Source organism: Arthrobacter sp. S39 (assembly GCF_004320525.1).
Classification (GTDB): Bacteria; Actinomycetota; Actinomycetes; order Actinomycetales; family Micrococcaceae; genus Arthrobacter.
The window spans coordinates 185,326-207,830 of the sequence record NZ_SIHX01000001.1; the positions used below are offsets into that span (position 1 = coordinate 185,326).

24 protein-coding genes and 1 tRNA gene are annotated in these 22,505 nt (G+C 66.0%); 15 read left to right on the forward strand and 10 right to left on the reverse strand.

Annotation, left to right across the window (positions count from 1 at the left end; all coding sequences use genetic code 11):
- The 6 genes from EYS21_RS00890 to EYS21_RS00915 all read left to right on the forward strand — a co-directional run bounded on the left by EYS21_RS00890 (position 1) and on the right by EYS21_RS00915 (position 5,458).
- Positions 1-768 (forward strand): permease, encoded by a 768-nt coding sequence (locus EYS21_RS00890; RefSeq protein ID WP_131131271.1) that lies wholly within the window; start codon positions 1-3, stop codon positions 766-768.
- A 169-nt stretch (positions 769-937) separates the two neighbouring features.
- The gene (locus EYS21_RS00895) at positions 938-1,552 is read left to right on the forward strand and encodes an FABP family protein (RefSeq protein WP_131131272.1); all 615 of its coding nucleotides are present in this window, start codon (positions 938-940) and stop codon (positions 1,550-1,552) included.
- A gap of 73 nt (positions 1,553-1,625) precedes the next feature.
- Positions 1,626-2,348 carry a flavodoxin family protein gene (locus EYS21_RS00900; protein ID WP_131131273.1) on the forward strand — a complete coding sequence of 241 codons (723 nt, stop codon included), beginning with the start codon at positions 1,626-1,628 and terminating at the stop codon, positions 2,346-2,348.
- 69 nt (positions 2,349-2,417) lie between these two features.
- Positions 2,418-3,500: a folate-binding protein YgfZ gene (locus EYS21_RS00905; protein ID WP_131131274.1), complete on the forward strand. Its 1,083-nt coding sequence runs from the start codon at positions 2,418-2,420 to the stop codon at positions 3,498-3,500.
- On the forward strand, positions 3,500-3,925 hold the full coding sequence (locus EYS21_RS00910) for an ankyrin repeat domain-containing protein (protein WP_131131275.1): 426 nt from the start codon (positions 3,500-3,502) through the stop codon (positions 3,923-3,925). The genes EYS21_RS00905 and EYS21_RS00910 overlap by 1 nt, the downstream gene beginning before the upstream one ends.
- 3 nt (positions 3,926-3,928) lie before the next feature.
- Positions 3,929-5,458, forward strand: a complete 1,530-nt coding sequence (locus EYS21_RS00915) for a DHA2 family efflux MFS transporter permease subunit (protein WP_131131276.1) — start codon at positions 3,929-3,931, stop codon at positions 5,456-5,458.
- Here the strand turns inward: EYS21_RS00915 and EYS21_RS00920 are convergent.
- From EYS21_RS00920 to EYS21_RS00960, 9 genes are all read right to left on the reverse strand, one after another.
- The gene (locus EYS21_RS00920; protein ID WP_131131277.1) at positions 5,390-6,106 is read right to left on the reverse strand and encodes a GNAT family N-acetyltransferase; all 717 of its coding nucleotides are present in this window, start codon (positions 6,104-6,106) and stop codon (positions 5,390-5,392) included. The genes EYS21_RS00915 and EYS21_RS00920 overlap by 69 nt on opposite strands.
- A 93-nt stretch (positions 6,107-6,199) precedes the next feature.
- Positions 6,200-7,225 carry an ATP-dependent 6-phosphofructokinase gene (locus EYS21_RS00925; protein WP_131131278.1) on the reverse strand — a complete coding sequence of 342 codons (1,026 nt, stop codon included), beginning with the start codon at positions 7,223-7,225 and terminating at the stop codon, positions 6,200-6,202.
- A 98-nt stretch (positions 7,226-7,323) separates the two neighbouring features.
- Complete coding sequence (locus tag EYS21_RS00930; RefSeq protein WP_131131279.1) at positions 7,324-7,956, reverse strand: response regulator transcription factor; 633 nt, start codon at positions 7,954-7,956, stop codon at positions 7,324-7,326.
- Positions 7,953-9,224, reverse strand: coding sequence for a sensor histidine kinase (locus EYS21_RS00935; protein WP_131131280.1), 1,272 nt, complete (start codon positions 9,222-9,224; stop codon positions 7,953-7,955). The genes EYS21_RS00930 and EYS21_RS00935 overlap by 4 nt, the downstream gene beginning before the upstream one ends.
- A gap of 64 nt (positions 9,225-9,288) precedes the next feature.
- Positions 9,289-10,155: an ABC transporter permease gene (locus EYS21_RS00940; protein ID WP_131131281.1), complete on the reverse strand. Its 867-nt coding sequence runs from the start codon at positions 10,153-10,155 to the stop codon at positions 9,289-9,291.
- Positions 10,152-11,102, reverse strand: coding sequence for an ABC transporter ATP-binding protein (locus EYS21_RS00945; RefSeq protein WP_131131282.1), 951 nt, complete (start codon positions 11,100-11,102; stop codon positions 10,152-10,154). Before EYS21_RS00945 ends, EYS21_RS00940 begins: the two co-directional genes overlap by 4 nt.
- Positions 11,103-11,257: 155 nt before the next feature.
- Positions 11,258-11,515 (reverse strand): PspC domain-containing protein, encoded by a 258-nt coding sequence (locus EYS21_RS00950; RefSeq protein ID WP_131131283.1) that lies wholly within the window; start codon positions 11,513-11,515, stop codon positions 11,258-11,260.
- 3 nt (positions 11,516-11,518) lie between these two features.
- Positions 11,519-11,803, reverse strand: coding sequence for a hypothetical protein (locus tag EYS21_RS00955; protein WP_242633227.1), 285 nt, complete (start codon positions 11,801-11,803; stop codon positions 11,519-11,521).
- Position 11,804: 1 nt separating this feature from the next.
- Positions 11,805-13,379, reverse strand: a complete 1,575-nt coding sequence (locus tag EYS21_RS00960) for a PspC domain-containing protein (protein ID WP_131131284.1) — start codon at positions 13,377-13,379, stop codon at positions 11,805-11,807.
- A gap of 124 nt (positions 13,380-13,503) precedes the next feature.
- On the opposite strand from EYS21_RS00960, the gene EYS21_RS00965 reads away from it, so the two are divergent.
- Together EYS21_RS00965 and EYS21_RS00970 are read left to right on the forward strand one after the other, a co-directional pair.
- Positions 13,504-14,967 (forward strand): ATP-binding protein, encoded by a 1,464-nt coding sequence (locus EYS21_RS00965; protein WP_131131285.1) that lies wholly within the window; start codon positions 13,504-13,506, stop codon positions 14,965-14,967.
- On the forward strand, positions 14,964-15,647 hold the full coding sequence (locus tag EYS21_RS00970) for a response regulator transcription factor (protein ID WP_207307652.1): 684 nt from the start codon (positions 14,964-14,966) through the stop codon (positions 15,645-15,647). Before EYS21_RS00965 ends, EYS21_RS00970 begins: the two co-directional genes overlap by 4 nt.
- A gap of 81 nt (positions 15,648-15,728) precedes the next feature.
- On the opposite strand, the gene EYS21_RS00975 is transcribed toward EYS21_RS00970, so the two are convergent.
- Positions 15,729-16,946, reverse strand: a complete 1,218-nt coding sequence (locus EYS21_RS00975; RefSeq protein ID WP_131131286.1) for a pyridoxal phosphate-dependent aminotransferase — start codon at positions 16,944-16,946, stop codon at positions 15,729-15,731.
- Between the two features lie 276 nt (positions 16,947-17,222).
- On the opposite strand from EYS21_RS00975, the gene EYS21_RS00980 reads away from it, so the two are divergent.
- From EYS21_RS00980 to EYS21_RS01010, 7 genes are all read left to right on the forward strand, one after another.
- Positions 17,223-17,295: transfer RNA gene (locus EYS21_RS00980), tRNA-Trp, on the forward strand.
- Between the two features lie 80 nt (positions 17,296-17,375).
- A complete protein-coding gene (gene secE, locus EYS21_RS00985) occupies positions 17,376-17,660 on the forward strand; it encodes a preprotein translocase subunit SecE (protein ID WP_131131287.1) in 285 nt (94 codons plus the stop codon).
- A 117-nt stretch (positions 17,661-17,777) separates the two neighbouring features.
- Positions 17,778-18,620 (forward strand): transcription termination/antitermination protein NusG, encoded by an 843-nt coding sequence (gene nusG / locus EYS21_RS00990; RefSeq protein WP_131131288.1) that lies wholly within the window; start codon positions 17,778-17,780, stop codon positions 18,618-18,620.
- A gap of 131 nt (positions 18,621-18,751) precedes the next feature.
- Positions 18,752-19,183, forward strand: coding sequence for a 50S ribosomal protein L11 (rplK, locus tag EYS21_RS00995; protein WP_024365990.1), 432 nt, complete (start codon positions 18,752-18,754; stop codon positions 19,181-19,183).
- A 129-nt stretch (positions 19,184-19,312) separates the two neighbouring features.
- The gene (gene rplA, locus EYS21_RS01000; protein ID WP_131131289.1) at positions 19,313-20,020 is read left to right on the forward strand and encodes a 50S ribosomal protein L1; all 708 of its coding nucleotides are present in this window, start codon (positions 19,313-19,315) and stop codon (positions 20,018-20,020) included.
- Between the two features lie 122 nt (positions 20,021-20,142).
- Entirely contained in the window at positions 20,143-21,255 is a 1,113-nt protein-coding gene (locus tag EYS21_RS01005; RefSeq protein WP_131131290.1) for a GNAT family N-acetyltransferase, read from the forward strand.
- A gap of 8 nt (positions 21,256-21,263) precedes the next feature.
- Positions 21,264-22,382 (forward strand): GNAT family N-acetyltransferase, encoded by a 1,119-nt coding sequence (locus EYS21_RS01010; protein WP_131131291.1) that lies wholly within the window; start codon positions 21,264-21,266, stop codon positions 22,380-22,382.
- Positions 22,383-22,505 lie beyond the last annotated feature (123 nt).

Sequence of the window (22,505 nt, forward strand, 5' to 3'; positions counted from 1 at the left end):
ATGAGTGCGGATCTGCAAGCCCCGGCCCGCTCTTTGGCGTCGTGGACCATCGGCGCGTTCGGCATGGCCGGCCTGGTGGCCATCATTGCCGGCGTGTATACCTCCCCGGAGGCACTGCTTGCTGTCGCTGTGGTGGTGGCGCTCGCAGTCGGCATCGGCTGGCCCCACTTCCTCCGCATCCCGGCGAAAAAGACCCTGGCCGCCGTTATCGCACTGCCCGGTGTCGGGTCGGCGCTTGCCGCCGGATTCGTTCCTGCCCCGGGATTCCTGGACTGGACGCCGGCCTTTATGGCGCTGGGAATGATGGCCGTGTTTGTGGTCCAGCTCATCCGCGGCACCGGCCAGGCCCAGCGGCTTGAATCGACACTGGGTTGCTGCGCCGGCGTGCTGCTGTCTTGCCTCGGCGCCGGCTGGATCGCAGGGGCCCGGTTCAATGGAGTCAGGGAAATGCTGCTGGTCGCGGCGATCAGCGCGGCCGTGGCGCTGCTGGCAGGACTCATCCGCTGGCCTGACAGTATTGTGGCGCCGCTGGGCATAGTTATGGCGGGGCTTGCCGGGCCGCTCGCGGGCCTGGTTTTTTCCGACATCGCCGTCCTGCCGGCAGCCATTTTCGGCGTAGTGGTTGGGGCGGTGCTGGTCAGCTTCCGCCGGCTCGTCACACTGCGGGGCGCTCCACTTAATCTTCTGGCGGCTCTTAGTATGGGTCTTGCACCGGTTTCGGCCGTGGGTTCGCTGGCGTACTTCATAGACAAACTACTCATCTACTAAGCGTTAGGATGGCATCATGTCCGTACTTGCATTTGAAATTTTCTTCCTTGTCCTGCTCGGTATCGCCAGCCTTTCCATGGCCTGGTTCGCGGGATTTGTTGTCTACCGCCTCTTCAAAGGCCAGAAGTAGACCGTTTCCACCAGCTAGCCGTTTCCCGAGGTAATTGCTGTGCCGATTGAGATTCCCACAGACCTGACTCCCGAACTCGTTCCGCTTTCCTGGCTCATTGGTGAGTGGGAAGGCAGCGGCCGGCTCGGCAGCGGCGACGAGGACTCGGAACACTTCTTCCAGCACGTGTCCTTCACGCATAACGGTCTGCCGTACCTGCAGTACCGCGCGGAGAGCTGGTTAACGGCCGACGACGGCACGCGCCTGCGGCCGCTCACCGTTGAGACCGGTTTCTGGGCACTGGAGCGCAAACAGCTCGACGCCGACGGCGGCCCCGGCCTGATCCCGGCGGACATCGTCCCGGCCCTCAAGAGCGCCGACGAGGTGGAAGCCCTGCGCAACAACGACGGCGGGTTCGACATCTCCGTCTCCATTGCGCACCCCGGCGGAATTTCCGAGCTGTACTACGGCCAGATCAAGGGACCGCAGATCCAGCTCACCACCGACATGGTGATGCGCGGCAGCCACTCCAAGGACTACAGCGCCGCCACCCGGATCTTCGGCCTGGTGGATGGCAACCTGCTCTGGCGCTGGGACGTCGCCGCCGGCGGCACATCGCAGCCGGGCAAGGGTCTCGAGGCGCATGCCTCGGCGTTCCTGAAAAAAGTTTCCTGACCCCTGCGCCGCCCTGGCCGTCAGTACACTTGGTTTCCTAGGCTTCACCCGCGAGTGAATCACAGGGAGCGTCATGGCTGCACCGCAGAACACCACTGATTACAGCGATCTGAAGGCACTGTTCTTTAACGGGACGCTGAAAAAATCCCCGCAGACGTCCAACACCGAGGGCCTGATCGAAGTCAGCCGACGCATCATGGAAAAGCAGGGCGTCAGCACCCGCATCATCCGGACCGTAGACCACGACATCGCGAGCGGCGTGTATCCGGACATGACCGAATACGGCTGGTCCACCGATGAGTGGCCCGAGCTCTATCCGGCGGTGCAGGAAGCGGACATCGTGGTGGTTGCCGGCCCCATCTGGCTGGGCGACAACTCCTCGCAGACCAAGAAACTCATCGAACGGCTCTATGCCCACTCGGGGCAGCTGAACAGCAAAGGGCAGTGGGCGTTCTACCCCAAGGTGGGCGGCTGCCTGATCACCGGCAACGAAGACGGCATCAAGCATTGTTCCATGAACGTCCTCTACAGCCTGCAGCACGTCGGTTTCACCATCCCGCCGCAGGCCGACGCCGGCTGGATCGGTCCGGTGGGCCCCGGCCCGAGCTACCTGGACGAAGGGTCCGGCGGCCCCGAATCCGACTTCACCAACCGGAACACCACGTTCATGACCTGGAACCTGTTGCATTTCGCCAGGATGCTCAAGGACGCCGGCGGGATTCCTGCCTACGGCAACCTTCCGGAAGAATGGAAAGCCGGAACACGGTTCGATTTCGAAAACCCGGAATACCGCTAGTCCCCACCGGTGGTCGAGACCCGCTGCCGTGACCGGAATACACACTGACCAAAGGACGTTGCCCCCAGTATGACTACTCCCAGCCCCTTGTTGTCGCGCCCTGGCGCCGTCGAGGGCGGCGGCGCTGACGCCGGCGTCGCATCCCACTACGGTGAGCCGCTGCGCGAGCAGCGCGCGCTCGCTGCCGGCACCGCCGTCGTCGACCTCTCCCACCGCGGCGTGGTGACTGTCAGCGGTCCGGACCGGCTGAGCTGGCTGAACACGCTGTCCTCGCAGCTGGTCACCGGCCTGCAGCCTGGGGAATCAAGCGAGCTGCTCCTGCTCAGCATCCAGGGCCGGATCGAGTTCGACGCCCGGGTGGTGGACGACGGCGGGACCACCTGGCTGATCGTTGAGGCCGCCGAGGCAGGGCCGCTGGCTGAGTGGCTCAACAGGATGAAGTTCATGCTGCGCGTCGAAATCACCGATGTCTCCGCAGACTGGGCAGTGCTCGGGTCCACCAAGGAAGTGCCGGAATGGTCCGGCCTGCAGGCGTGGCGGGATCCCTGGCCCCATGTGGGCGCCGGCGGCTACTCGTACGCAGTGGTTCCGGAAGAAAACCACCCCGGGCTGGAACGCCCGTGGTTCGAGTACCTGGTACCGGCCGCCGAGCTGGAGCAGACGGTGGGGGACAGGCCGCTTGCAGGTGTGCTGGCGGCCGAGGCGCTCCGCGTCGCTGCCTGGCGTCCACGGCTCGGCTCGGAAACCGACGACAAAACCATCCCGCACGAACTGGACCTGCTCCGCACTGCCGTGCACCTGTCCAAGGGCTGCTACAAGGGCCAGGAGACCATAGCCCGGGTGCACAACCTGGGCCATCCGCCGCGGCGGCTGGTGTTCCTCCAGCTGGACGGGTCGCAGCACACCATGCCGGCCCCGGGCAGCCAGGTCCTGCTCGGCGAGCGGAAGGTCGGCACGGTGACCTCCGTGGCCCAGCACTTTGAAATGGGCCCCGTGGCCCTGGCCGTCATCAAAAGGTCCGTTTCACCCGATGAAATACTGACTGTGCTGGACGGCGAGGAACCGTACACCGCCGCCCAGGAAGTGATTGTTGCGCCCGACGCCGGCCAGGTCGTGGGGCGCCAGACTGGATTCCTGAGGGGGACCCGCTAATGACAGAAAACACCGCATCCGGCCCGGCAACACCCGGCTCACCGGTACCTGACGACGAAACCGTCGCGCTCGCCCACAAGCTGTTCCAGGCCGCCAGGGAAGGCGACACCGGGCTCCTGCGCGGCTACCTCAGCGCCGGGGCTCCGGCCACCATGACCAACGCCGCCGGGGATTCGCTGCTGATGCTGGCCGCCTACCACGGCCACGTGGAGACCGTGCAGCTGATCCTGGAGCATGGGGCCGAGCCTGACACCGCCAATGACCGCGGCCAGACGCCCCTGGCCGGGGCGGCGTTCAAGGGGTACACGGACGTTGCCCGGGTGCTGCTGGACGCCGGAGCCGATCCCGACGCCGGTACGCCGTCGGCCCGGGCCGCCGCGCAGATGTTCGCCCGCACCGAAATCCTCGGGCTGCTGGGGAACTGACCTTTGGAAAACGTGGCCCGGCCCTGGCCTGCCCTCTGGTCACTGGTGATCGGGTTCTTTATGATCCTGATCGACACCACCATCGTCTCGGTGGCCAACCCCAGCATCATGGAGGGGCTGGGCACGGACATCAATGCCGTGATCTGGGTGACCAGCGCCTACCTCCTCGCGTACGCCGTGCCGTTGCTGATCACCGGCCGGCTTGGTGACCGGTTCGGTCCCAAAAAGCTGTACCTCCTGGGCCTGGTGGTTTTCACCCTCGCGTCCTTGTGGTGCGGGCTCTCGGGCGACATCCAGTCCCTGATCACCGCGCGGGTCCTGCAGGGCCTCGGTGCTGCCATCATGACGCCGCAGACCATGGCCGTGATCACCAGGATCTTCCCGCCGGACCGGCGCGGTGCCGCCATGGGGCTTTGGGGAGCCACCGCGGGCATGGCCACCCTGGTGGGCCCCATCCTCGGCGGCGTCCTGGTGGACAGCCTCGGCTGGGAATGGATCTTCTTCATCAACATCCCGGTCGGGATCGTGGGCTTCATCCTCGCCTGGCGTTTTGTCCCGTCCCTCAGCACCCACCCGCACCGGTTCGACATCCCCGGCGTGCTGCTCAGCGCCGTCGGACTCTTCCTGCTGGTGTTCGGCATCCAGGAGGGCGAGACCTACAACTGGGGCACCATCGCCGGGCCGCTCAGCGTCTGGAGCCTGATCATCGCCGGGATTGTGGTGCTGGCCGGCTTCATCGCCTGGCAGCGTTTCAATAAGGGTGAGCCGCTCTTGCCGCTGGACCTGTTCCGCGACCGTAATTTTTCGCTGGCAAACATCGGTATCACCACCGTCGGGTTCACCGTGACCGCCTTCGGGCTGCCGCTGATCTTCTACTACCAGATGGTCCGCGGCATGACCCCGACGCAGTCGGCCCTGATGATGGTGCCCATGGCGCTCATCTCCGGCGGACTCGCCCCCGTGGTGGGGAAGATCATCGACCGCGTCAACCCCAAATACATCACCTCCGGTGGTCTGGTGCTGATGGCCGTGGCGCTGGTGTGGAACTCGGTCCTGATGCACCCGGACACGCCCATCCTGCTGTTCCTGCTGCCCAGCGCCGTGCTGGGCTTTGCCAACGCCGGCATCTGGGCTCCGTTGAGTTCGACGGCGACTCGGAACCTTCCGCCGCGCCAGGCCGGAGCCGGGTCAGGCGTTTACAACACCACCCGCCAGATCGGCGCCGTGCTGGGCAGCGCGGCCATTGCAGTGCTGATCCAGTCGCGGCTGGCTGCAGAACTTCCCGCCGGGGGACCCGGCGGCGAAAGCATGGAATTCTCCGGCCGGCTTCCGGAAGCCCTCCATGAGGGGTTTTCGACGGCGATGGGCCAGTCCATCCTGCTGCCGGCGGCCGTGATCCTGGTGGGGGCAGCAGTGGCGCTGTTCTTCGCCAAACCCAAAGCGGTGAATGGCTGGGGCGCGGTGTCAGCCCAGGTGCACGCTGGTGTGGATCCCGCCGGTGGACAGCCCAAGTTTTCGGGCCAGGGCCACTGATCCGGTGTTGCTGACCTCGGCACGCCATTGGATGGTTAGTCCGGCCGCGAGCGCTTCGTGGGCAGCAATGGATGCCGCCAGCGAGCCAAGCCCGCGCCGCCGCCACTCCGGATCCACCAGTACGCCAAGGTGGCCCAGCAGGCCTTCCCACTCCGAGTAGGCTCCGCAGGCTACCGGGACCCGCCGGCCGTCCACCTCATGGACGATGGTGTACCGGTTTTCGAGGTCCGAGAGCCCCACTTCGTTGACGTCGTCCGGCGGGCACAGCCCTTCCAGCTCGATCGCTTCCGGGTTGCCGTGGGATACGGTCAGGTCGTCGGACGGCTGCTTCAGGGGCAGGTCGTCGGCGAAGAACAGCGCGGCCGCGCCCAGGCCGTGGCCGCCATGGGCACGGGTCATGGTCAGCAGGGTGACGTGCTGGGCCATCTCTTCGTCCGGAATTGCGGCGGCGGCGTCAATCACCCATTGCGGGCCCACCAGGGCTGAGCTGCCGAAGAGCCGTACAAAGTCAACGGTCTTCGCCGAGTCGTCTGCCCGGACAATCCGCTCGCCGGACGCCAGCGACGCGGCGAAAGCGTCGTCGTCGAGCCCCAGCCGCCGGGCCCACGCGAGCTGGATGATGGCGGCGGAACCGGGGTCAAGAGTCATCTCCCCAGCCTACCCAGCACAGGGAGGCGCGAACGTACACTTGGGGCCCGCATTCAAAAGGGGGCCTCAACTGTACGTTCGCGCCGAGGCGGCTTAGCCGAACAGGACCGCGGCTTCGTCGTACCGGTTCTGCGGAACGGTCTTCAGCTTGCCCAGCGCTTCCGCGAAGCCCACGTGCTCGATGTCGGTGCCCTTGAGCGCCACCATGGTGCCCCAGTAGCCCTCCACCACGGAGTCGATGGCGGCCATGCCCAGCCGGGTGGCCAGCACGCGGTCGAAGGCCGACGGGACGCCGCCGCGCTGGATGTGGCCAAGGATGGTGGCCCGGGTTTCGATGCCGGTGCGGGCCTCCAGTTCGGGGGCCAGCTGGTCCGCGATGCCACCCAGCCGGGGCCGGCCGAAGGTGTCCAGGCCGCGTTCGGAGTGGGGCGTTTCCATGTGGTCCGGCACGAAGCCTTCGGCCACCACCACCAGGGGTGCGCGGCCACGGTCGTGGGCTTCCTGCACCCATTCGGTGATCTGTTCGATGCTGACCTTCTGCTCCGGGATCAGGATGGCGTGGGCACCGGCGGCCATGCCGGCGTGCAGGGCGATCCACCCCACGTGGCGGCCCATGACCTCGGCGATCATGCAGCGGTGGTGCGATTCGCCGGTGGTGCGCAGCCGGTCGATGGCCTCCGTGGCGATCTGGACTGCGGTGTCAAAACCGAACGTGTAGTCCGTGGCGTCGAGGTCGTTGTCAACGGTCTTGGGGACGCCGACGATCTTCAGCCCGGCGTCGGTAAGGCGCTTGGCAGCCGCGAGGGTTCCCTCACCGCCGATGGCGATGATCGCGTCGATGCCCAGCCGGTCCATGTGGGCCTTGATGACGTCCGGGCCGCCGCCGTTCTCGAACGGGTTGGTGCGGGACGTTCCCAGGATGGTGCCGCCCTGCTTGGCGATGCCGCGGACCATGGCGCGGGGGATGTCGATGATGTCGCCTTCAACGACGCCGCGCCAGCCGTCCAGGAACCCCACGAATTCGTGGCCGTGGATGGCGATGCCTTTCAGGACGGCTCCGCGGATGACGGCGTTCAGTCCGGGGCAGTCGCCACCGCTGGTAAGAATTCCAATTTTCATGTCTCGGCTCAAATCCTGGTGTGAAGGTTTACAGGCAGAGCGCCACGCTGAGCTCACCCTAGATTCTAGTGGTCGGTGTGGGGTACGACACAAACTGGTTACAAAAGGCCCCGTTCCATGGCGAGGACCACGGCCCGGGTCCTGTCGTCCACGTCCAGCTTGTTGAAGATCCTCAGCAGGTGGGTTTTGACCGTCGCTTCGGCGATGTGCAGGCGTGCGGCTGCCTCCGGATTGCTCAGTCCCTGGGCGACGCAGCGGAGGACCTCCACCTCCCTGGCCGTGAGCCGCGGCAGCTCCGGCGACCGCATGCGCGAGACCAGGCGGGCCGCAACCGGCGGCGCCAGGACCGTCTCACCACGCGCGGCAGCGCGCACGGCCTCGATGATCCGGTCCCCGGGCGTGTCCTTGAGGAGGTAGCCCACCGCGCCGGACTCCACCGCGCGCATGATGTCGGAGTCGTCGTCGTACGTGGTCAGCACCAGGACCTTGGTGTCGGGAAACCGGTCCCGGATTTGCGCGGTGGCGCCGGCGCCGTCAAGGACGGGCATCCGCAGGTCCATGAGTACGACGGCGGGGCGTAGCCGGCTGACGGCGTCCACCGCCTCCTGGCCGTTGGCCGCGGCGGCCACCACGTCGATGCCCTCTGCCGTGTCCAGCAGCGCGGCAAGGCCGCTCCGGACGACGGGGTGGTCGTCGGCCAGGACCACCGTGACAGTTCCCGGGGCGCTCATGCCCCGGCTCCTGGTGTGTGCGTCCCCAGCCCGGCGTCCGCGTCGCGAACCCCTGGTGCCGCCGTCGGGACGACAGCCACCAGGCGTGTGCCGGCGGGTGATGACGTGACCTGGAGCCGGCCGCCTATTTCGTCCAGCCGGGCAGCCATGGATTTCAGCCCAAACCCCTGGTGGCCGGCCGCGGTATCAAATCCCTGCCCATTGTCCGTCACGGTCAGCCGGAGCAGCGGCGGGCCGCCTGCCGGCATATCCACCAGCAGTTCCGCGGCGGTGGCCCCCGAGTGCCTCCGGACGTTGTTCAGGGCTTCCTGTGCCGTCCGGAGCAGCGCCACCTGCTGTGTGGACGGGAGCGGCGGGAGGCGGTCGGGCAATGCCGCGGTCAGCCGGATGCCATCCAGGTGCAGCGTGTCCGGGAGCCGCTGCAATGCGGCCAGCAGGTCGCCGCCCTGGACGTCGGACGGGACGCCCGAAGCCACCAGGGCACGGGCCTCCGTCAAATTCTCCCGGGCGGTGTCCGAGATGGCCGCCAGGCTCCGCAGCAGCCCGGCCGGATCCTGTGGTTGGACCCGGAGCTGGGCCTGCGCCGCCTCCGACAACATGGCGATGGACGTAAAGCCCTGGGCCAGGGTGTCGTGGATTTCCCGGGCCATCCGTTCCCGTTCGGCGAGGGCGCCACGGGCCTGCTCCGCCACGTTGAGTTCATGGCGGGTGGCGTCCAGCTCGGCCAGAAGCTCGGCCCGCTGTTCGCTTTGCTCGATGACTTTCGAGATCCAGAGGCCGATCATGCAGCTGGCAACGAACGACGTCACCAGCTGGGCGGTGATGCCGTAAACCTCGGTGCCGGTCAGCCCCCAGCGGCTGACCTGTCCAACGGCCACCCCCGCGCAGAGGATCGCGGTGGCGGCCACACCCTGGCGCTGCGAGGAAGTAAACATCCAGACCTGCGGGAAAGCCACAAACAGCAGGACGCCGGCGCCGTCGTAAACAAACGACAGGAACACCACCACAGCCACCAGCAGTGCCACGTAGACGGAGGGGCGAGACGTGCGGAGGTCCCTGGTGCGGGTGAGGAACGGGTAGGCAACCCCCAGTAGCGCCAGCGCCCCGATCACCAGCGGCGTCCCGTCCTCCCGCTCATTGCCGAAGAGGGCGAGATAGGACACGCTGGCAAGGGCGGCGTAGAAACCCGCATGCCACCACACCATGGAGGTGGTCCACACGGAGCGGGCTGGCAGCAGCCGCTCGGTCCGTCCGCTGATATAGCTCATGGGTGCACCCTATCGGCGTGTCGCCGGGCCACCAAGACCAACGATTGGTGTGGCACAGGGCCTGCTACTTCTGCGGCGGCCACTTGAACGCCAGCCGGGCCACGACTGCACCCGCGGCCACCCACAAGCCCAGCACGAGGAACGTGAAGGGCAGGTTGTAGGTTCCGCCCGGCTCCACGGCCTCGAAGCCGGCAGGGAGGAAAACCGACCGGAAGGCGCTCGCCGTCCAGCGGAGCGGGAAGAAGTTGCTGATGGACTGCAGCCAGTCCGGAAGCTGGGAAAACGGGAAGTACACCCCTGAGGTGAAGGACAGCAGCAGTACCGGCAGGACCGCCAGCGTCGAGGCACTCTGGGCAGACTTGGGCAGCGCCGTGAAGGCGATCGCGACCGTGGCCCACGCAGCTGTCGCCAGAACCATGAGCAACGCCATCAGGCCCCACTGCCCGGCTTCGCGGGGCAGTGGCACGTCAAAGAGGACGGTGGCCGCCAGCAGCAGGAGGGCTGTCTGCGCCACGATCAGGTAGAGGGTTTGCCCCGTTTTTCCGATGAAATACGAGGCAGCGGGCAACGGAGTTCCGGCCAGCCGTTTCACTGTGCCGTTGAAACGCTCGGTGGCAACATAGCTGCTGAGGTTCTGGAAACCGCTGAGGATGGTGCTCAGCGCGAGCATGCCGGGCAAATAGTAGTGCGCCGGGGTGATGCCGCCCTGTCCGTTCGGATCCGCCCCGAATTCCGGCTCGTCACCGAAGACGGTGCCGAACAGGGACATCATCAGGATCGGGAAAAACAGCACCAGGACCAGTGAAAGCACATCCCGGTTAAATAGTTTGATTTCCAGCACGATCCGGCCAAGCCCCAGGCGCACTACTGATGGACGCCAGGCAGGGCGGACGGCTTCGCGGGCGGCGGATGAAGGGAATGTTGTGCTCATCGGAGGGCTCCTGACGTGGAGGGTGCTGCCTGGGTACGTTCAGCGGCGAGTTCGGCCCCATCGGCCGCCCCGATCAGTTGCAGGTAGATGTCTTCCAGGCTTGGACGGACGACGGCGAGCTCCGCCGGCTCGGTTGCGCCGCCGTCGGACAGTGAATTGACCAGTGCAGCCGGCTGCTCCGTCACCACCTCGCGGAGGCCGGATGCATCCCGCCACCGGACGCGCGGCACGCGGAGGCCGGGGCCGCCGATGTCGTGAGGGCTGCCCTCGGCGATCAGCCGGCCGTGGTTGATCACGCCGATCCGGTCCGCCAGCTGTTCGGCCTCGTCCAGGTAGTGCGTGGTCAGCACAATGGTGGTCCCGCCGCTGCTCAGCTGGCGGATGAGGTCCCAGAACTGCCGCCTGGCTTCGGGATCGAATCCGGTGGTGGGTTCATCCAGGAACAGGACTTCCGGGTTGCCGATGATCCCCAGTGCCACGTCCAGCCGGCGCCGCTGCCCGCCCGACAGCGTGGAGATGCGGACGCCCCCTTTGCGGCCCAGCCCCACGGCATCGATGACCTCGTCCACCTGCCTCGGCGCAGGAAAGCAGGAGGCCAGTGACCGCAGTGCCTCCGAAACCCGGAGTTCCCCCGAATCGGTGGCCTCCTGCAGCACAATCCCGATCCTGGCCCGGAAGGACGGCGGAGCTTTCCACGGCCGGGTTTCCAGGACCTTCACCTCGCCGCTGTCCGGTTTACGGTGCCCCTCGAGCATCTCGATGGTGGTTGACTTGCCGGCCCCGTTGGGGCCCAGGAGGGCGTACGTTTCGCCGGCACGGATGGTGAGGTCCAGATGGTCTACGGCCGTGAGGGTGCCGCCTTTGGGCAGCCGGTAAGCCTTGTTGAGGCCGCGGGCGGTGATGGCGGCAGCGGCCGGCCGCTGCCCCGGGCTTGTAGAGGAGTTCATGCTTCCAGCGTGGCAGCCACCGGGTACCGGCCAACAGGCCCGGGCGGTTGAACCTGGTGTCCACCGGCCGGTGGACACAGGCAGCAAAAAGACCCCCGCTCCGGGGAGCTCCCTGAGGGGAGTACTCCGCGGTGCGGGGGCCTGTTTGCCAGTGGTCAGGATCCGTTGATGGACCGCCGGTCCAGGAAGGACTGCAGTGGGATCGAGTTCTGCTGGTCCGGAAGGATCAGCCAGGCCGCCACATAGAAGACCACTGCGGGTCCGGGGAGGAGGCAGAAGACCAGGAATGCGATCCGCACGAAGGCCACATCCACGTTGAGTTTGGCTGCTATCCCTCCGCACACGCCGCCAAGCCAGCGCTCGGGACCACGTTTCAGGCCGAAGCCCCTGACGATGCTGAAAAACTTGTCCATGGCTCAAGACTTCCCTGTTGTGGGTTCGTTGTCACGTTTCCGTGCCGAGAGCAGCCCGCCAACCACCAGCGCGGCCCCGGCCCCGATCATGAGGCCGATCAGCACATAGGTGCCGTTCAGGGTGACGACGCCCAGCTGGGCGATGATGATGAGGACGGCGAGGGCCAGGACCACCAGGCCCCAGACCACGGTTCCCACCCTGGTGGGTGCGGGACCCGCAGGCCCGGTGATGTCCGCCGTCGGCGTTTCCTTCGTGAATGAATCCGGTGCCGGATCAACGTTGCTCATGTCAGTTCCCTTCCTGGATGGTGACGTTGCTGAAGGTGCCGTCGATTTCGACCACCAGGCGGGCGCCGGGCAGGTCCGTGTTGTAGCTGCTCTCCCTGGTGGAGATGCCGCTGCGGTGGTTGGCGCCTTCGTGGATGTTGCCCATTGTCATGTCGGCTTTGATGTCCACGGGGACGTTGTCAGGGATGGCCACCGTGACGTTGCTGGCCGTGATTTTCAAGGGAACAACGACGTCGGATGGCAGCGGGGCGGCCACTTTCAGATGCGTGAGGTCCACAGTCCCGCGGCCGGCAGTGACGTCGAAGCCGTCCCTGGCCTGCTCAATGCTGGCGGGCGTCCAGTCCACCTGGGTGAAGCGGACCCTGTCGCCGTTGCCCACCACATTGAAGATGCCGCCGATGATCAGGGCAACCACTGCGAAGAAGCCGAGGACCCCTGAGGTCCTGCCGCGCAGGCCGGCGACGAGGATGCCGAGGCCCAGGACCACCGCGGCGCTGGCCCAGACGATGGCGTTGGCGGAGTCGCCGAGGTTGATGACGTTGCCGGCGTCGAGGGCTTTGAGCCCGCCGCCCACCAGGAGTGCCGTTCCGGCGGTGATTGCTACCGCAGGGGCTCCGGGGCCGCCGGGGCGGACCTTGGGTGGGCGCGCCGGGCCTTGTGGCGGCTGGTAGCCGCCGCCGTAGTTGCCGCCGCCGTAGTTGCCTCCGCCCGGGAAGCCGCCGCTGCCGTAGGGCGGGGTGGGGCCCGAAGGCGGTGTCGGCGTGTAGGGAGGGGTACCGCCGGAGCCGGTCGCGGTAGCAGAGTACGGCGAGGTGTAGGGGGTGGTGGGGTAGGCGGCCGCGAAGGCGGCGTTTCCGCCGGATCCGGCCGGCTGCGGGGTGGCATTCATGGGAGCTCCATTCCGGGCCTTGTTTCGCTGGGTCAGGTAGTAGATGAGGTAGATGGCGCCGCCCACCCAGAAGACGGTCCAGAGGAATCCACCGAAGCCGTTGCGGCTCCAGCCCCAGAAGCCGCCGCCGAGACCGGTAAGACCCACCACGGTGGTGACCAGCGCACCGGTCATGCCGGTGGACCACCGTCCTGCGCCGGCCTCCTGGACGTGGATGCGGCCGTCAGGCTCGGGGAGGAACGCCCAGGCCAGGCCGTAGAGCAGGACGCCGATGCCGGCGAAGAGGGTGAGGACGATGAAGATGCCGCGGACAATCAGCGGGTCGATGCCCATCCGGTGTGCGATGCCGCTGGAGACACCGCCGATCCAGCGGTCACGTCCGCGTTGGATGCCGTGGCTGCGGATCCAGGGGAAGAAGTCAGTGGACTGGCCTGGTGCTTTGGCACTGGTGTAAGGGCCGGCGTAGGGGCCGGACTGCTGGCCGTAGGGCGGCTGCTGTGGCGCCTCCTGCGGTGTGTCCTGCGACGGGGCAGGGGCGTCCTGCGACGCATCCGGACCAGGCGTCAGGGGTTTGGTGGGCTGTTCTGCTCCGCGGGGAGGAAGCGGCTCGGTCGGCTGTTCGCTTCCGCGGGGTGGGAGTGGTTCCGTGGGTTGTCCGTCATCGGGGGTGGGGGTGTGCGAGTTCATACTTCGATCCTGCCGTCCCGGGCTGTCCCGCTCTACTGGGGAACACCCTGAACCGTCCCTGAGCTACCCCCGGTTCAGGCCCGAATCCGGTCCGGGGAACCCTGATCCGTGCTTGGATTGACACATGAGCACAGCCCTTACCCGCCCACCGCTGGTGCGCAGCAGCGACCGGATCATCGCGGGCGTGTGCTCCGGCCTCGCGGCGCATCTGGGCTGGCCGGTGAAGAATGTCAGGATCGGCATGGCGCTGGCAACCCTGGCCGGCGGTGCCGGGCTGGCCTTCTACGGCTGGCTGTGGATCATGGTCCCCACCGCTGACGAAAGCGCCCGACGCAACGCCAGGCGGCCGGCGTCGCCCATTGCCCCGGCCGTCAGCCTCGTGCCGCCCGTGCGGATTGACCCGGCATTCGGTGCTGCGCCGCCCGCCGGCGCGCCGCCTTGGGGAATGTCCGACGCCGGTGCTGCCGCCCCCGCCGCTGCGTACGCTCCCGGGGCGGGGCCAGCCAACAGCTACGGCACCGCGGCGGTGCCGCCTGGCCCCTCTGCGGGGGGCTACGGTCCGCCCCTGGCGGGCCACGCAGGCAGGCCGCCGTGGTTCCGGTTCCGCAGCATGCGTTACGGCAAGGAAATCCTGTTGGGAGCCGGTCTCCTCCTGGTGGCGGGAATCCTGATCGCGCAGCTCCTGGGCGTAGACGTGCCCCTGGGGACCCTCATTCCGGCCGCGGCCGTGCTGGGCGGCGCAGCCATCGCCTGGATGCAGCTCGACGAGACCCGCCGTGCCGGTCTGCTGGACAAAACCAAGGCCGACCAGGCCGGCGGCTGGGCCCGCCTCGCTGCGGGGCTCGCCCTGGTGGTCGCCGGCGTGCTGGTGATGGTGTCCGGCTCCGGATCCTGGGAACAGACCTGGCTGGCGCTGCTCGCGTCGGTGGCGGTGCTCGGTGGCGTCGTGCTGGTGCTCCTGCCGTGGGCACTCAAATTCTGGCGCGACCTCGAAGCGGAGCGTGCCGGCCGGGTCCGCGAAACGGAACGGGCCGAGATCGCTGCCCACCTGCACGACTCTGTCCTGCAGACCCTTGCCCTGATCCAGCGGCGGGCCGGCAACGAACACGACGTGGTCCGCCTGGCCCGGGCCCAGGAACGTGAACTCCGGGGCTGGCTGTTCCAGGACCCTGGCCGCGACGTCGGCCAGCTCTCGGAAAGGATCAAGGCAACCGCGGCCGAAGTGGAGGACTTCCTGGGCAACGCCGTGGAGGTGGTGAGCGTCGGGGACACGGCCATGACCGAAGCCCACGAGGCCCTGGTCCAGGCCAGCCGGGAGGCGATGCTGAACGCTTCCAGGCACGGCGGCGGGTCCGTCTCGGTCTACCTCGAAGTTTCGGACGGCCGCGCCGAGGTCTACGTCAAGGACCGCGGACCGGGCTTCGAACTCAACGACGTACCGGAGGACAGGCTGGGCGTCCGGGAATCGATCATCGGACGCATGAAGCGCCACGGCGGCACAGCCTCCATCACCAGCACTCCGGACGGCACTGAGGTGCGCCTGGGCCTGCCGGCGCTCCAAACGGACAACGCGGAAGGGAAATCATGAACAACGTACAGGGGACCGGACCAGTCCGCCCCGCGCAGCCGGTCCGGGTGGTGATCGTGGACGACCACGCCATCTTCCGTTCCGGCCTTAAAGCCGACCTTGACGCGAACATCCAGGTGGTCGGCGAAGCTGCCACGGTGGAGCAGGCCATTGCCGTGATCGCCCATGAGCGTCCGGAAGTGGTGCTGCTGGACGTTCACCTGCCCGGCGGCCTCGGCGGCGGCGGGCGCGAAGTCATCGCCGGTTCCGCCACCCTCCTGGGGTCCACCAAGTTCCTGGCCCTCAGTGTCTCGGACGCTGCCGAGGATGTGGTGGCGGTCATCCGGGCAGGGGCCCGGGGGTATGTCACGAAGACCATCTCCGGTGCCGAAATCACCGACGCCGTCTTCCGGGTGGCCGGCGGCGACGCCGTCTTTTCACCCCGGCTGGCAGGCTTCGTACTGGACGCCTTCGGCACCGCCCCGGCAGACATCGCCGACGACGAGCTGGACCGGCTGTCGGCCCGCGAGCTGGAAGTCATGCGCCTCATCGCCCGCGGCTACAGCTACAAGGAAGTGGCCAAGGAACTGTTCATCAGCATCAAGACCGTGGAGACCCACGTGTCGGCGGTGCTGCGCAAACTCCAGCTCTCCAGCCGGCACGAGCTCACCAAATGGGCCGCCGAACGCCGCCTCCTCTAGCCCAAAGATGCGCTATCACTCTTGGTCGTTATCGGCGCTGTTTAGGGACCAAAAGTGATAGCGCATCGTGGTTTAAACGGGTTACTTGGCCTTGCCCAGGAAGTCCTGGAGCCGGGCCACGCCCGTGGCCAGGTCGTCGTCGCCCAGGGCGTAGGAGAGGCGCAGGTAGCCGGAGGGGCCGAAGGCCTCGCCCGGCACCACAGCCACCTCCACCTCGTCCAGGATCAGGGTGGCCAGCTCAGCGGAGGTCGACGGCGTGGCGCTGCCCGCCGCCGTCGGGAATTCCTTCCCCAGCAGCCCGCGGACGTCCGCGTAGACATAGAAGGCACCCTTCGGCGTCGGGCATTCCACACCGTCAATGGCGTTCAGCCCGGCGACGATCGCCTTGCGGCGGCGGTCAAAGGCAACCTTCATGTCATCGACGGCGGTGAGCGGGCCGGAAACTGCTGCGAGGGCGGCGATCTGCATGATATTGGAGACGTTGGAGGTGGCGTGGGACTGCAGGTTGGTGGCGGCCTTGATGACGTCGGCCGGGCCGATCATCCAGCCCACGCGCCAGCCGGTCATGGCGTAGGTTTTGGCGACGCCGTTGAGGATCACAACTTTGTCGCCCAGTTCAGGGGCAGCGGTGGCGATGGACGTGAAGGGGACGCCGTCGTAGGTCAGGTGCTCGTAGATTTCGTCGGTGACCACCCAGAGGCCCTTGGCTGCGGCCCATTTGCCGATCTCGGCGACCTGCTCGGGGGAGTAAACCGAACCCGTGGGGTTGGACGGCGAGACGAACAGCAGGATCTTGGTGCGGTCCGTGACGGCCGCCTCAAGCTGGTCCACCGTGACGAGGTAATCCTGTTCCGGACCGGCGAAGACCTCAACCGGGACACCGCCGGCGAGCCGGATGGCCTCCGGGTACGTGGTCCAGAACGGTGTGGGAACAATCACTTCGTCGCCCGGATCCACCAGCGTGGCGAAGGTGTTGTACACGGCCTGCTTGCCGCCGTTGGTCACCAGCACCTGGGACGCGTCCACGGCATAGCCGGAATCCCGGAGGGTCTTCTCGGCAATGGCCTTCTTCAGCTCCGGCAGGCCGCCGGCGGGGGAGTAGCGGTGATACTTGGGCTGGCTGGCGGCCTCAATCGACGCCTGGACGATGTAGTCCGGGGTGGGGAAGTCCGGTTCGCCTGCGCCGAAGCCAATGACCGGCCGGCCGGCTGCCTTCAGCGCCTTGGCCTTGGCGTCAACGGCCAGGGTTGCGGATTCGGCAATGGCGGAAATGCGCTGGGAAACGCGGGCGGCAGACATGGCAGGGTCCGTTCTTCGCTTGCAGCCCGAAGGCTGAATGGTGGAATTCGACGTGATCTACTCTATGCTGTTCACCGGATCGTTCGGGTTGCCGGATTGGATTTATGACTGCAGGTCAGGTCACCAATTCCAGCGGCGCGAAGGGCCCGGAATGAGGCTGGTTCGACGAACACGAAGTTGTTGCGTAGACTGGTTCTCCGGTGTTGAAAACACGGATGATGACGTGCGCCCCAGTGCAAACTGCGGAAGTTTCGTCAGGTGCGGTTTTTGATCCATAGGGTAGTGGCGCAATTGGTAGCGCAGCGGTCTCCAAAACCGCAGGTTGCAGGTTCGAGTCCTGTCTGCCCTGCGCAAGCTGTTCCGGCGGAATGCCGGAGCAAGCGCAGCAACCATGGTCTGATCAGGACCGGGTAATCCAACATTGCAAAGATGAGTGAGGACCAGGTGACCGAAACAGCTGCCAGCAGCTCCAAGGGCCGCCCAGCTAAGAAGGACGCCAAGGCAAACTTCTTCGCTCGCATTGCACTCTTCGTCCGCCAGATCATCGGCGAACTGAAGAAGGTTGTTGCACCAACCCGCAAGGAACTGATCAATTACACACTGGTGGTGCTGGTGTTCGTGGCCATCATGATGGTCATCGTCAGCCTGCTGGACATCGGTTTTGGAACCGCTGTCAGCTGGGTCTTCGGCGGGATAGCTCCCGGGGACCGCTAAGGCGAATCGTCCGCAGGCTGCGTGGTCTGGTCCGGGTAAACCGGAGGAAGCCACGTCAGTGTGCGGAATTGAGCCATTTAAATAGGCATGTTAGGCAATGAGGAAGCAGGAGACCAAGTGTCTGAGCAGGAGCTCGAGGTAACCGAGACTGAGCTGGAAGAGTCCACGGACGTCACGGCAGAAGCCGGTGAAGAGTCTGAGGTTGAGTCCGCTGCGTCCGAATCCGACTTCGCCGATTCTGACGACGCTGATGATTCCGACGACGACTCTGACGCTTCAGAGGAAGACGTTGACGGCGACGACTCCGACGAAGATTCGGAAGAGGCCGACGCCCTCGCCGCTGCGGCCGCCAAGGCCGAGGTTGATCCCGCTGAGGAATTCAAAGCCAAACTGCGCCGCCAGGAGGGTGACTGGTACGTCATCCACTCCTACGCCGGTTACGAAAACCGCGTAAAGGCCAACCTTGAGACCCGCATCCAGACCCTGGACATGGAAGAGTTCATCTTCGAAATCCAGGTGCCGATGGAAGAAGTCGTTGAGATCAAGAACGCCCAGCGCAAGGTCATCAACCGCGTCCGCATCCCCGGCTACGTCCTGGTCCGCATGGACCTGACGGACGCCTCCTGGGGCGCCGTCCGCCACACCCCCGGCGTCACCGGCTTCGTGGGCAACGCCCACAACCCCGTGCCGCTGCGCCTCGATGAGGTCTTTTCCATGCTCGCCCCGGTCTTCGAAGAAGAGCAGGCCGAGAAGGGCAAGCCGGTCAAGCACGCTGCTACACCGGTTGACGTTGACTTCGAGGTTGGCGAATCCGTCATCGTTAAGGAAGGTCCGTTCGAGACCCTCCCGGCCACGATCTCCGAAATCAAGGTGGAATCCCAGACCCTCGTGGTACTCGTCTCCATCTTCGAGCGCGAAACCCCGGTCACCCTGGCGTTCAACCAGGTCACCAAGATCTAGCACCACGCACAGAATTCGCTCCGGCGCTGCCCGCTTAGCAGTTCCGGAACGGCCGGCCGCCTCGCCATGGCGGCCAAAAACCTGAGGCACGCTCCTGTGTCCCAGGACGTTATTGAGAGAAGGACCCTACATTGGCTCCCAAGAAGAAGGTCACCGGCCTCATCAAGCTGCAGATCCAGGCAGGTGCCGCTAACCCGGCCCCGCCGATCGGTCCTGCGCTTGGCCAGCACGGTGTCAACATCATGGAATTCTGCAAGGCGTACAACGCTGCCACAGAAGCCCAGCGCGGAAACGTCATCCCCGTGGAGATCACGGTTTACGAAGACCGTTCATTCACGTTCATCACCAAGACCCCGCCGGCTGCAGAGCTCATCAAGAAGGCTGCAGGCGTTGCCAAGGGTTCACCCACGCCGCACACCGTCAAGGTTGCCAAGCTGACGCAGGCCCAGGTCAACGAGATCGCCACCACCAAGATGGAAGACCTCAACGCCACGAGCCTCGAAGGCGCAGCGAAGATCATCGCCGGCACCGCCCGCTCCATGGGTATCACCGTCGAGGGCTAAGAGCCTTCACCCGCCGGGCGACCGGCACCACTGAAACATTAAAATGTTGGGATTCCATGCCGGATTCCCGACTGTGGCAGGGCCCAGCGCGGTCCGCAGACCACAACTGCACAAGGAGAAGTAAGCAGCATGGCAAAGCGCAGCAAAGCATATGAGGCAGCAGCCGCCAAGATCGACGCGGAGAAGTTCTACGCGCCGTTCGAGGCAGTGACGCTCGCCAAGGACACGAACCCGTCCAAGTTCGACGCCACCGTTGAGGTTGCCTTCCGCCTGGGCGTTGACCCCCGTAAGGCTGACCAGATGGTCCGCGGCACGGTCAACCTGCCCCACGGCACCGGCAAGGTCGCCCGCGTCCTCGTTTTCGCAACGGGCGACAAGGCAGAAGCAGCAATTGCTGCCGGCGCCGACTTCGTTGGTTCCGATGACCTGATCGAAAAGATCGCCGCCGGCTGGACCGACTTCGACGCAGCTGTAGCCACCCCTGACCTCATGGGCAAGGTTGGCCGTCTTGGTAAGGTACTGGGTCCCCGTAACCTGATGCCGAACCCGAAGACCGGCACGGTCACCCCGGATGTCGCCAAGGCTGTTAACGACATCAAGGGCGGCAAGATCGACTTCCGCGTCGACAAGCACTCGAACCTGCACTTCATCATCGGCAAGGTTTCCTTCGACGCCATCAAGCTGGCCGAGAACTACGCAGCAGCACTGGAAGAGGTCCTTCGCCTGAAGCCGTCCGCTTCCAAGGGCCGCTACATCCAGAAGGCCACCGTTGCCACCACGTTCGGTCCGGGCATCTCCGTTGACCCCAACGTCACCAAGGTACTGACCGAGGTCTAATCCTCAACAGCGCCTGCCGGCTCCGTCCGGCATATACACAGGGACCGTCCGGCATTGCGCCGGGCGGTCCCTTTGCTTAACCCCTTCCTCGACTAAATCGCACCGATGGCTAGGCTGGGGGCATGACCGACCTGGCCATCACCGCCGTTCGTATCCCGGAAACGCCCGACGGCGGCACTTCCAGCGGCGGGGGACGCCCGGACGGCGCCTCGGACTTCCATGCCTGCCAGGCCCTCCGCGAAGCCCACGAGCTGGAAAAGTGGGGCGACCTCGACCGTTGCCCCACCGTGGCCGAGGCCATGGAATTCTGGCGGGGCAATGAGTATGAGGAGCGGCACCTCTACATCGCGAGGCTGGGCACGGAGCTGGTGGGCATGTGTTCAGTCACCCTGCCGCTGCGTGAGAACACCACCACCGCCGGGATCGACGTCCTGGTGGCCCCTGCGCACCGGCGGCGCGGGTGGGGTCGCCAGTTGCTGGAGTACGCAGAGTCGGCCGCGGCAGGGCGGGGCAGGACGTCGCTTGACGCGTACTGCGAGATCCCTCTGGAGCTGGTGGAGTATTCGGCCGGGTTGCTTCCGGCCAAATCAGGAGCCGGCGGACTCCCGCGGGACGAGCCCTCAACCGCCTTCGCGTCCGGGGCCGGGTATGAGCTGGAGCAGGTGGAGAGGTCCAGCCGCATCGCGTTGCCTGTGCCGCCGGAGCGTCTGGAAATCTTTGAGGCAGAGGCGTCCGCCTTTGCGCGGGACTACACGATGGTTGCCTGGGCAGAGTCCTGCCCTGACGAATTCGTTGCGGAGTACGCCGTCCTGAAGGCCCGGATGAGCACGGACGTGCCCACGGCCGGGTTGGACTGGGGCGCCGAGGATTGGGACGTGGCCCGTGTCCGGGAGGACGAGCGGACGCTGGCCCGCAGCGGCGTCCAGGTCCAGGTCGCCGGCGCGGTGCACAGCGTGTCCGGCGCACTTGCGGCGTACACAGTCCTGAATTGGCGTCCCGACGTGCCAGCAACCGTGATCCAGCAGGATACGTTGGTGTCCGCGGAGCACCGGGGACACCGCCTGGGAATGCTGGTCAAACTCACGAACCTGCGTCTGGCGCAGCAGCGGTGGCCCGCCGCGCGGTCGGTCCTTACGTGGAATGCCAACGAAAACCAGCATATGCTGGCGATAAATATTTCGCTTGGATTCAAGCCTGCTGGCTATGAAGGTGAGTGGCAGAAACGGCTGGGATGATGCCCCTTATGGCAAACGACGTGAAGATCGAGCAGCTTTTTATCCCGGATTCGCTGGACTCGCCGGACGCAGCGGACTTCCTTGCCGCCGTCGAGGTGGGACGCAAGGTCCGGATGCAGACGTGGGGGAGCGACGACCTGGCCTACGCGCCGCTCGAGAAACTGCTGGAGCTCGAGGACCCCTACGAACGCCAGATCATCCTGGTGGCCAAGGTCGACGGCGAGATCGTGGGTACGGTGGACATCGCCCTGCCCCTGACTGACAACCTGGACCTCGCCGAATTCACGCTGGACATACTGCCCGAATTCCAGCGGCAGGGCGTTGGCAGGAAGCTGCTGCTCGCCGCCGAACACCTGGCGCGGGCAGAGGGGCGGACCATGATCCTGGTGGACACCAACCACCCCGGCGCGTCCCTACACGAGTTCGAGAAAGCCCAGCTGGTGCCGGGCTCGGGGCAGGGCTTTGTGCCGCTGGAAAGCCGTGAGGTCGAGTTTGCCCAGAAGACCGGGTACACCCTGCAGCACATTGAACAGTTCAGCTCCTGCGCCCTGCCGCTGGACACTAAGCTCGTCGCCGACCTCCAGACGGAAGCCGACGAAGCCAACAACGGGCGGTACCTCCTGCATCATTGGACCGACCGTTGCCCGGATCAATGGCTGGAGGCGGTGGCCGTGTTGGAAAACCAGGCGGGCGCCGACGTCGACCCCTCGCTGGAGGCTCCCGTTGAGCAGGATATGGTGTTCGACGGCGGCATCCTCCGCGAAGCCGAAAAGGCCACTATTGCGCAGGGACGGCGGACAGTGGTTACCGCCGTCGAAGACCTCGCCACCGGCGCATTGGTGGGCCTGACCACCATCACCGTCCTGGCTCACCGGGCAGACGTTGTGTTCCAGGACGACACCCTGGTGCTCCAGGAACACCGCGGGAACAAACTGGGGCTGCTGATCAAGGTGGCCAACATGGAACGGCTGACCGAACAGTTCCCCGATGCCAGGGTCATCTACACATGGAACGCGCCGGAGAACAGGTACCTCCTGACCGTCAACAAGCAACTGGGGTTCACGACGGCGGGCGTCACGGGCATCTGGCAAAAGGAACTCCCGCACCTGGGTACCAGCAAGAGCTGAGCGCCGATTTGCCCGATTTGGTAGAGGGGCGGCGCGTCCCGTAAGCTTGAACTACCAAAGACCGTCGGTTGTTGGAAATCCACTCTCCTGAACACAGCTCAACTCTGTAGTTTGTGCGCTGGA

Coding starts and splice junctions, on each gene's coding strand:
- EYS21_RS00890 (WP_131131271.1), top strand. CDS start 1: ATGAGTGCGGATCTGCAAGCCCCGGCCCGCTCTTTGGCGTCGTGGACC.
- EYS21_RS00900 (WP_131131273.1), top strand. CDS start 1,626: ATGGCTGCACCGCAGAACACCACTGATTACAGCGATCTGAAGGCACTG.
- EYS21_RS00905 (WP_131131274.1), top strand. CDS start 2,418: ATGACTACTCCCAGCCCCTTGTTGTCGCGCCCTGGCGCCGTCGAGGGC.
- EYS21_RS00910 (WP_131131275.1), top strand. CDS start 3,500: ATGACAGAAAACACCGCATCCGGCCCGGCAACACCCGGCTCACCGGTA.
- EYS21_RS00920 (WP_131131277.1), bottom strand. CDS start 6,106: ATGACTCTTGACCCCGGTTCCGCCGCCATCATCCAGCTCGCGTGGGCC.
- EYS21_RS00925 (WP_131131278.1), bottom strand. CDS start 7,225: ATGAAAATTGGAATTCTTACCAGCGGTGGCGACTGCCCCGGACTGAAC.
- EYS21_RS00930 (WP_131131279.1), bottom strand. CDS start 7,956: ATGAGCGCCCCGGGAACTGTCACGGTGGTCCTGGCCGACGACCACCCC.
- EYS21_RS00935 (WP_131131280.1), bottom strand. CDS start 9,224: ATGAGCTATATCAGCGGACGGACCGAGCGGCTGCTGCCAGCCCGCTCC.
- EYS21_RS00940 (WP_131131281.1), bottom strand. CDS start 10,155: ATGAGCACAACATTCCCTTCATCCGCCGCCCGCGAAGCCGTCCGCCCT.
- EYS21_RS00945 (WP_131131282.1), bottom strand. CDS start 11,102: ATGAACTCCTCTACAAGCCCGGGGCAGCGGCCGGCCGCTGCCGCCATC.
- EYS21_RS00950 (WP_131131283.1), bottom strand. CDS start 11,515: ATGGACAAGTTTTTCAGCATCGTCAGGGGCTTCGGCCTGAAACGTGGT.
- EYS21_RS00955 (WP_242633227.1), bottom strand. CDS start 11,803: ATGAGCAACGTTGATCCGGCACCGGATTCATTCACGAAGGAAACGCCG.
- EYS21_RS00960 (WP_131131284.1), bottom strand. CDS start 13,379: ATGAACTCGCACACCCCCACCCCCGATGACGGACAACCCACGGAACCA.
- EYS21_RS00965 (WP_131131285.1), top strand. CDS start 13,504: ATGAGCACAGCCCTTACCCGCCCACCGCTGGTGCGCAGCAGCGACCGG.
- EYS21_RS00970 (WP_207307652.1), top strand. CDS start 14,964: ATGAACAACGTACAGGGGACCGGACCAGTCCGCCCCGCGCAGCCGGTC.
- EYS21_RS00975 (WP_131131286.1), bottom strand. CDS start 16,946: ATGTCTGCCGCCCGCGTTTCCCAGCGCATTTCCGCCATTGCCGAATCC.
- secE (WP_131131287.1), top strand. CDS start 17,376: ATGAGTGAGGACCAGGTGACCGAAACAGCTGCCAGCAGCTCCAAGGGC.
- rplA (WP_131131289.1), top strand. CDS start 19,313: ATGGCAAAGCGCAGCAAAGCATATGAGGCAGCAGCCGCCAAGATCGAC.
- EYS21_RS01005 (WP_131131290.1), top strand. CDS start 20,143: ATGACCGACCTGGCCATCACCGCCGTTCGTATCCCGGAAACGCCCGAC.
- EYS21_RS01010 (WP_131131291.1), top strand. CDS start 21,264: ATGGCAAACGACGTGAAGATCGAGCAGCTTTTTATCCCGGATTCGCTG.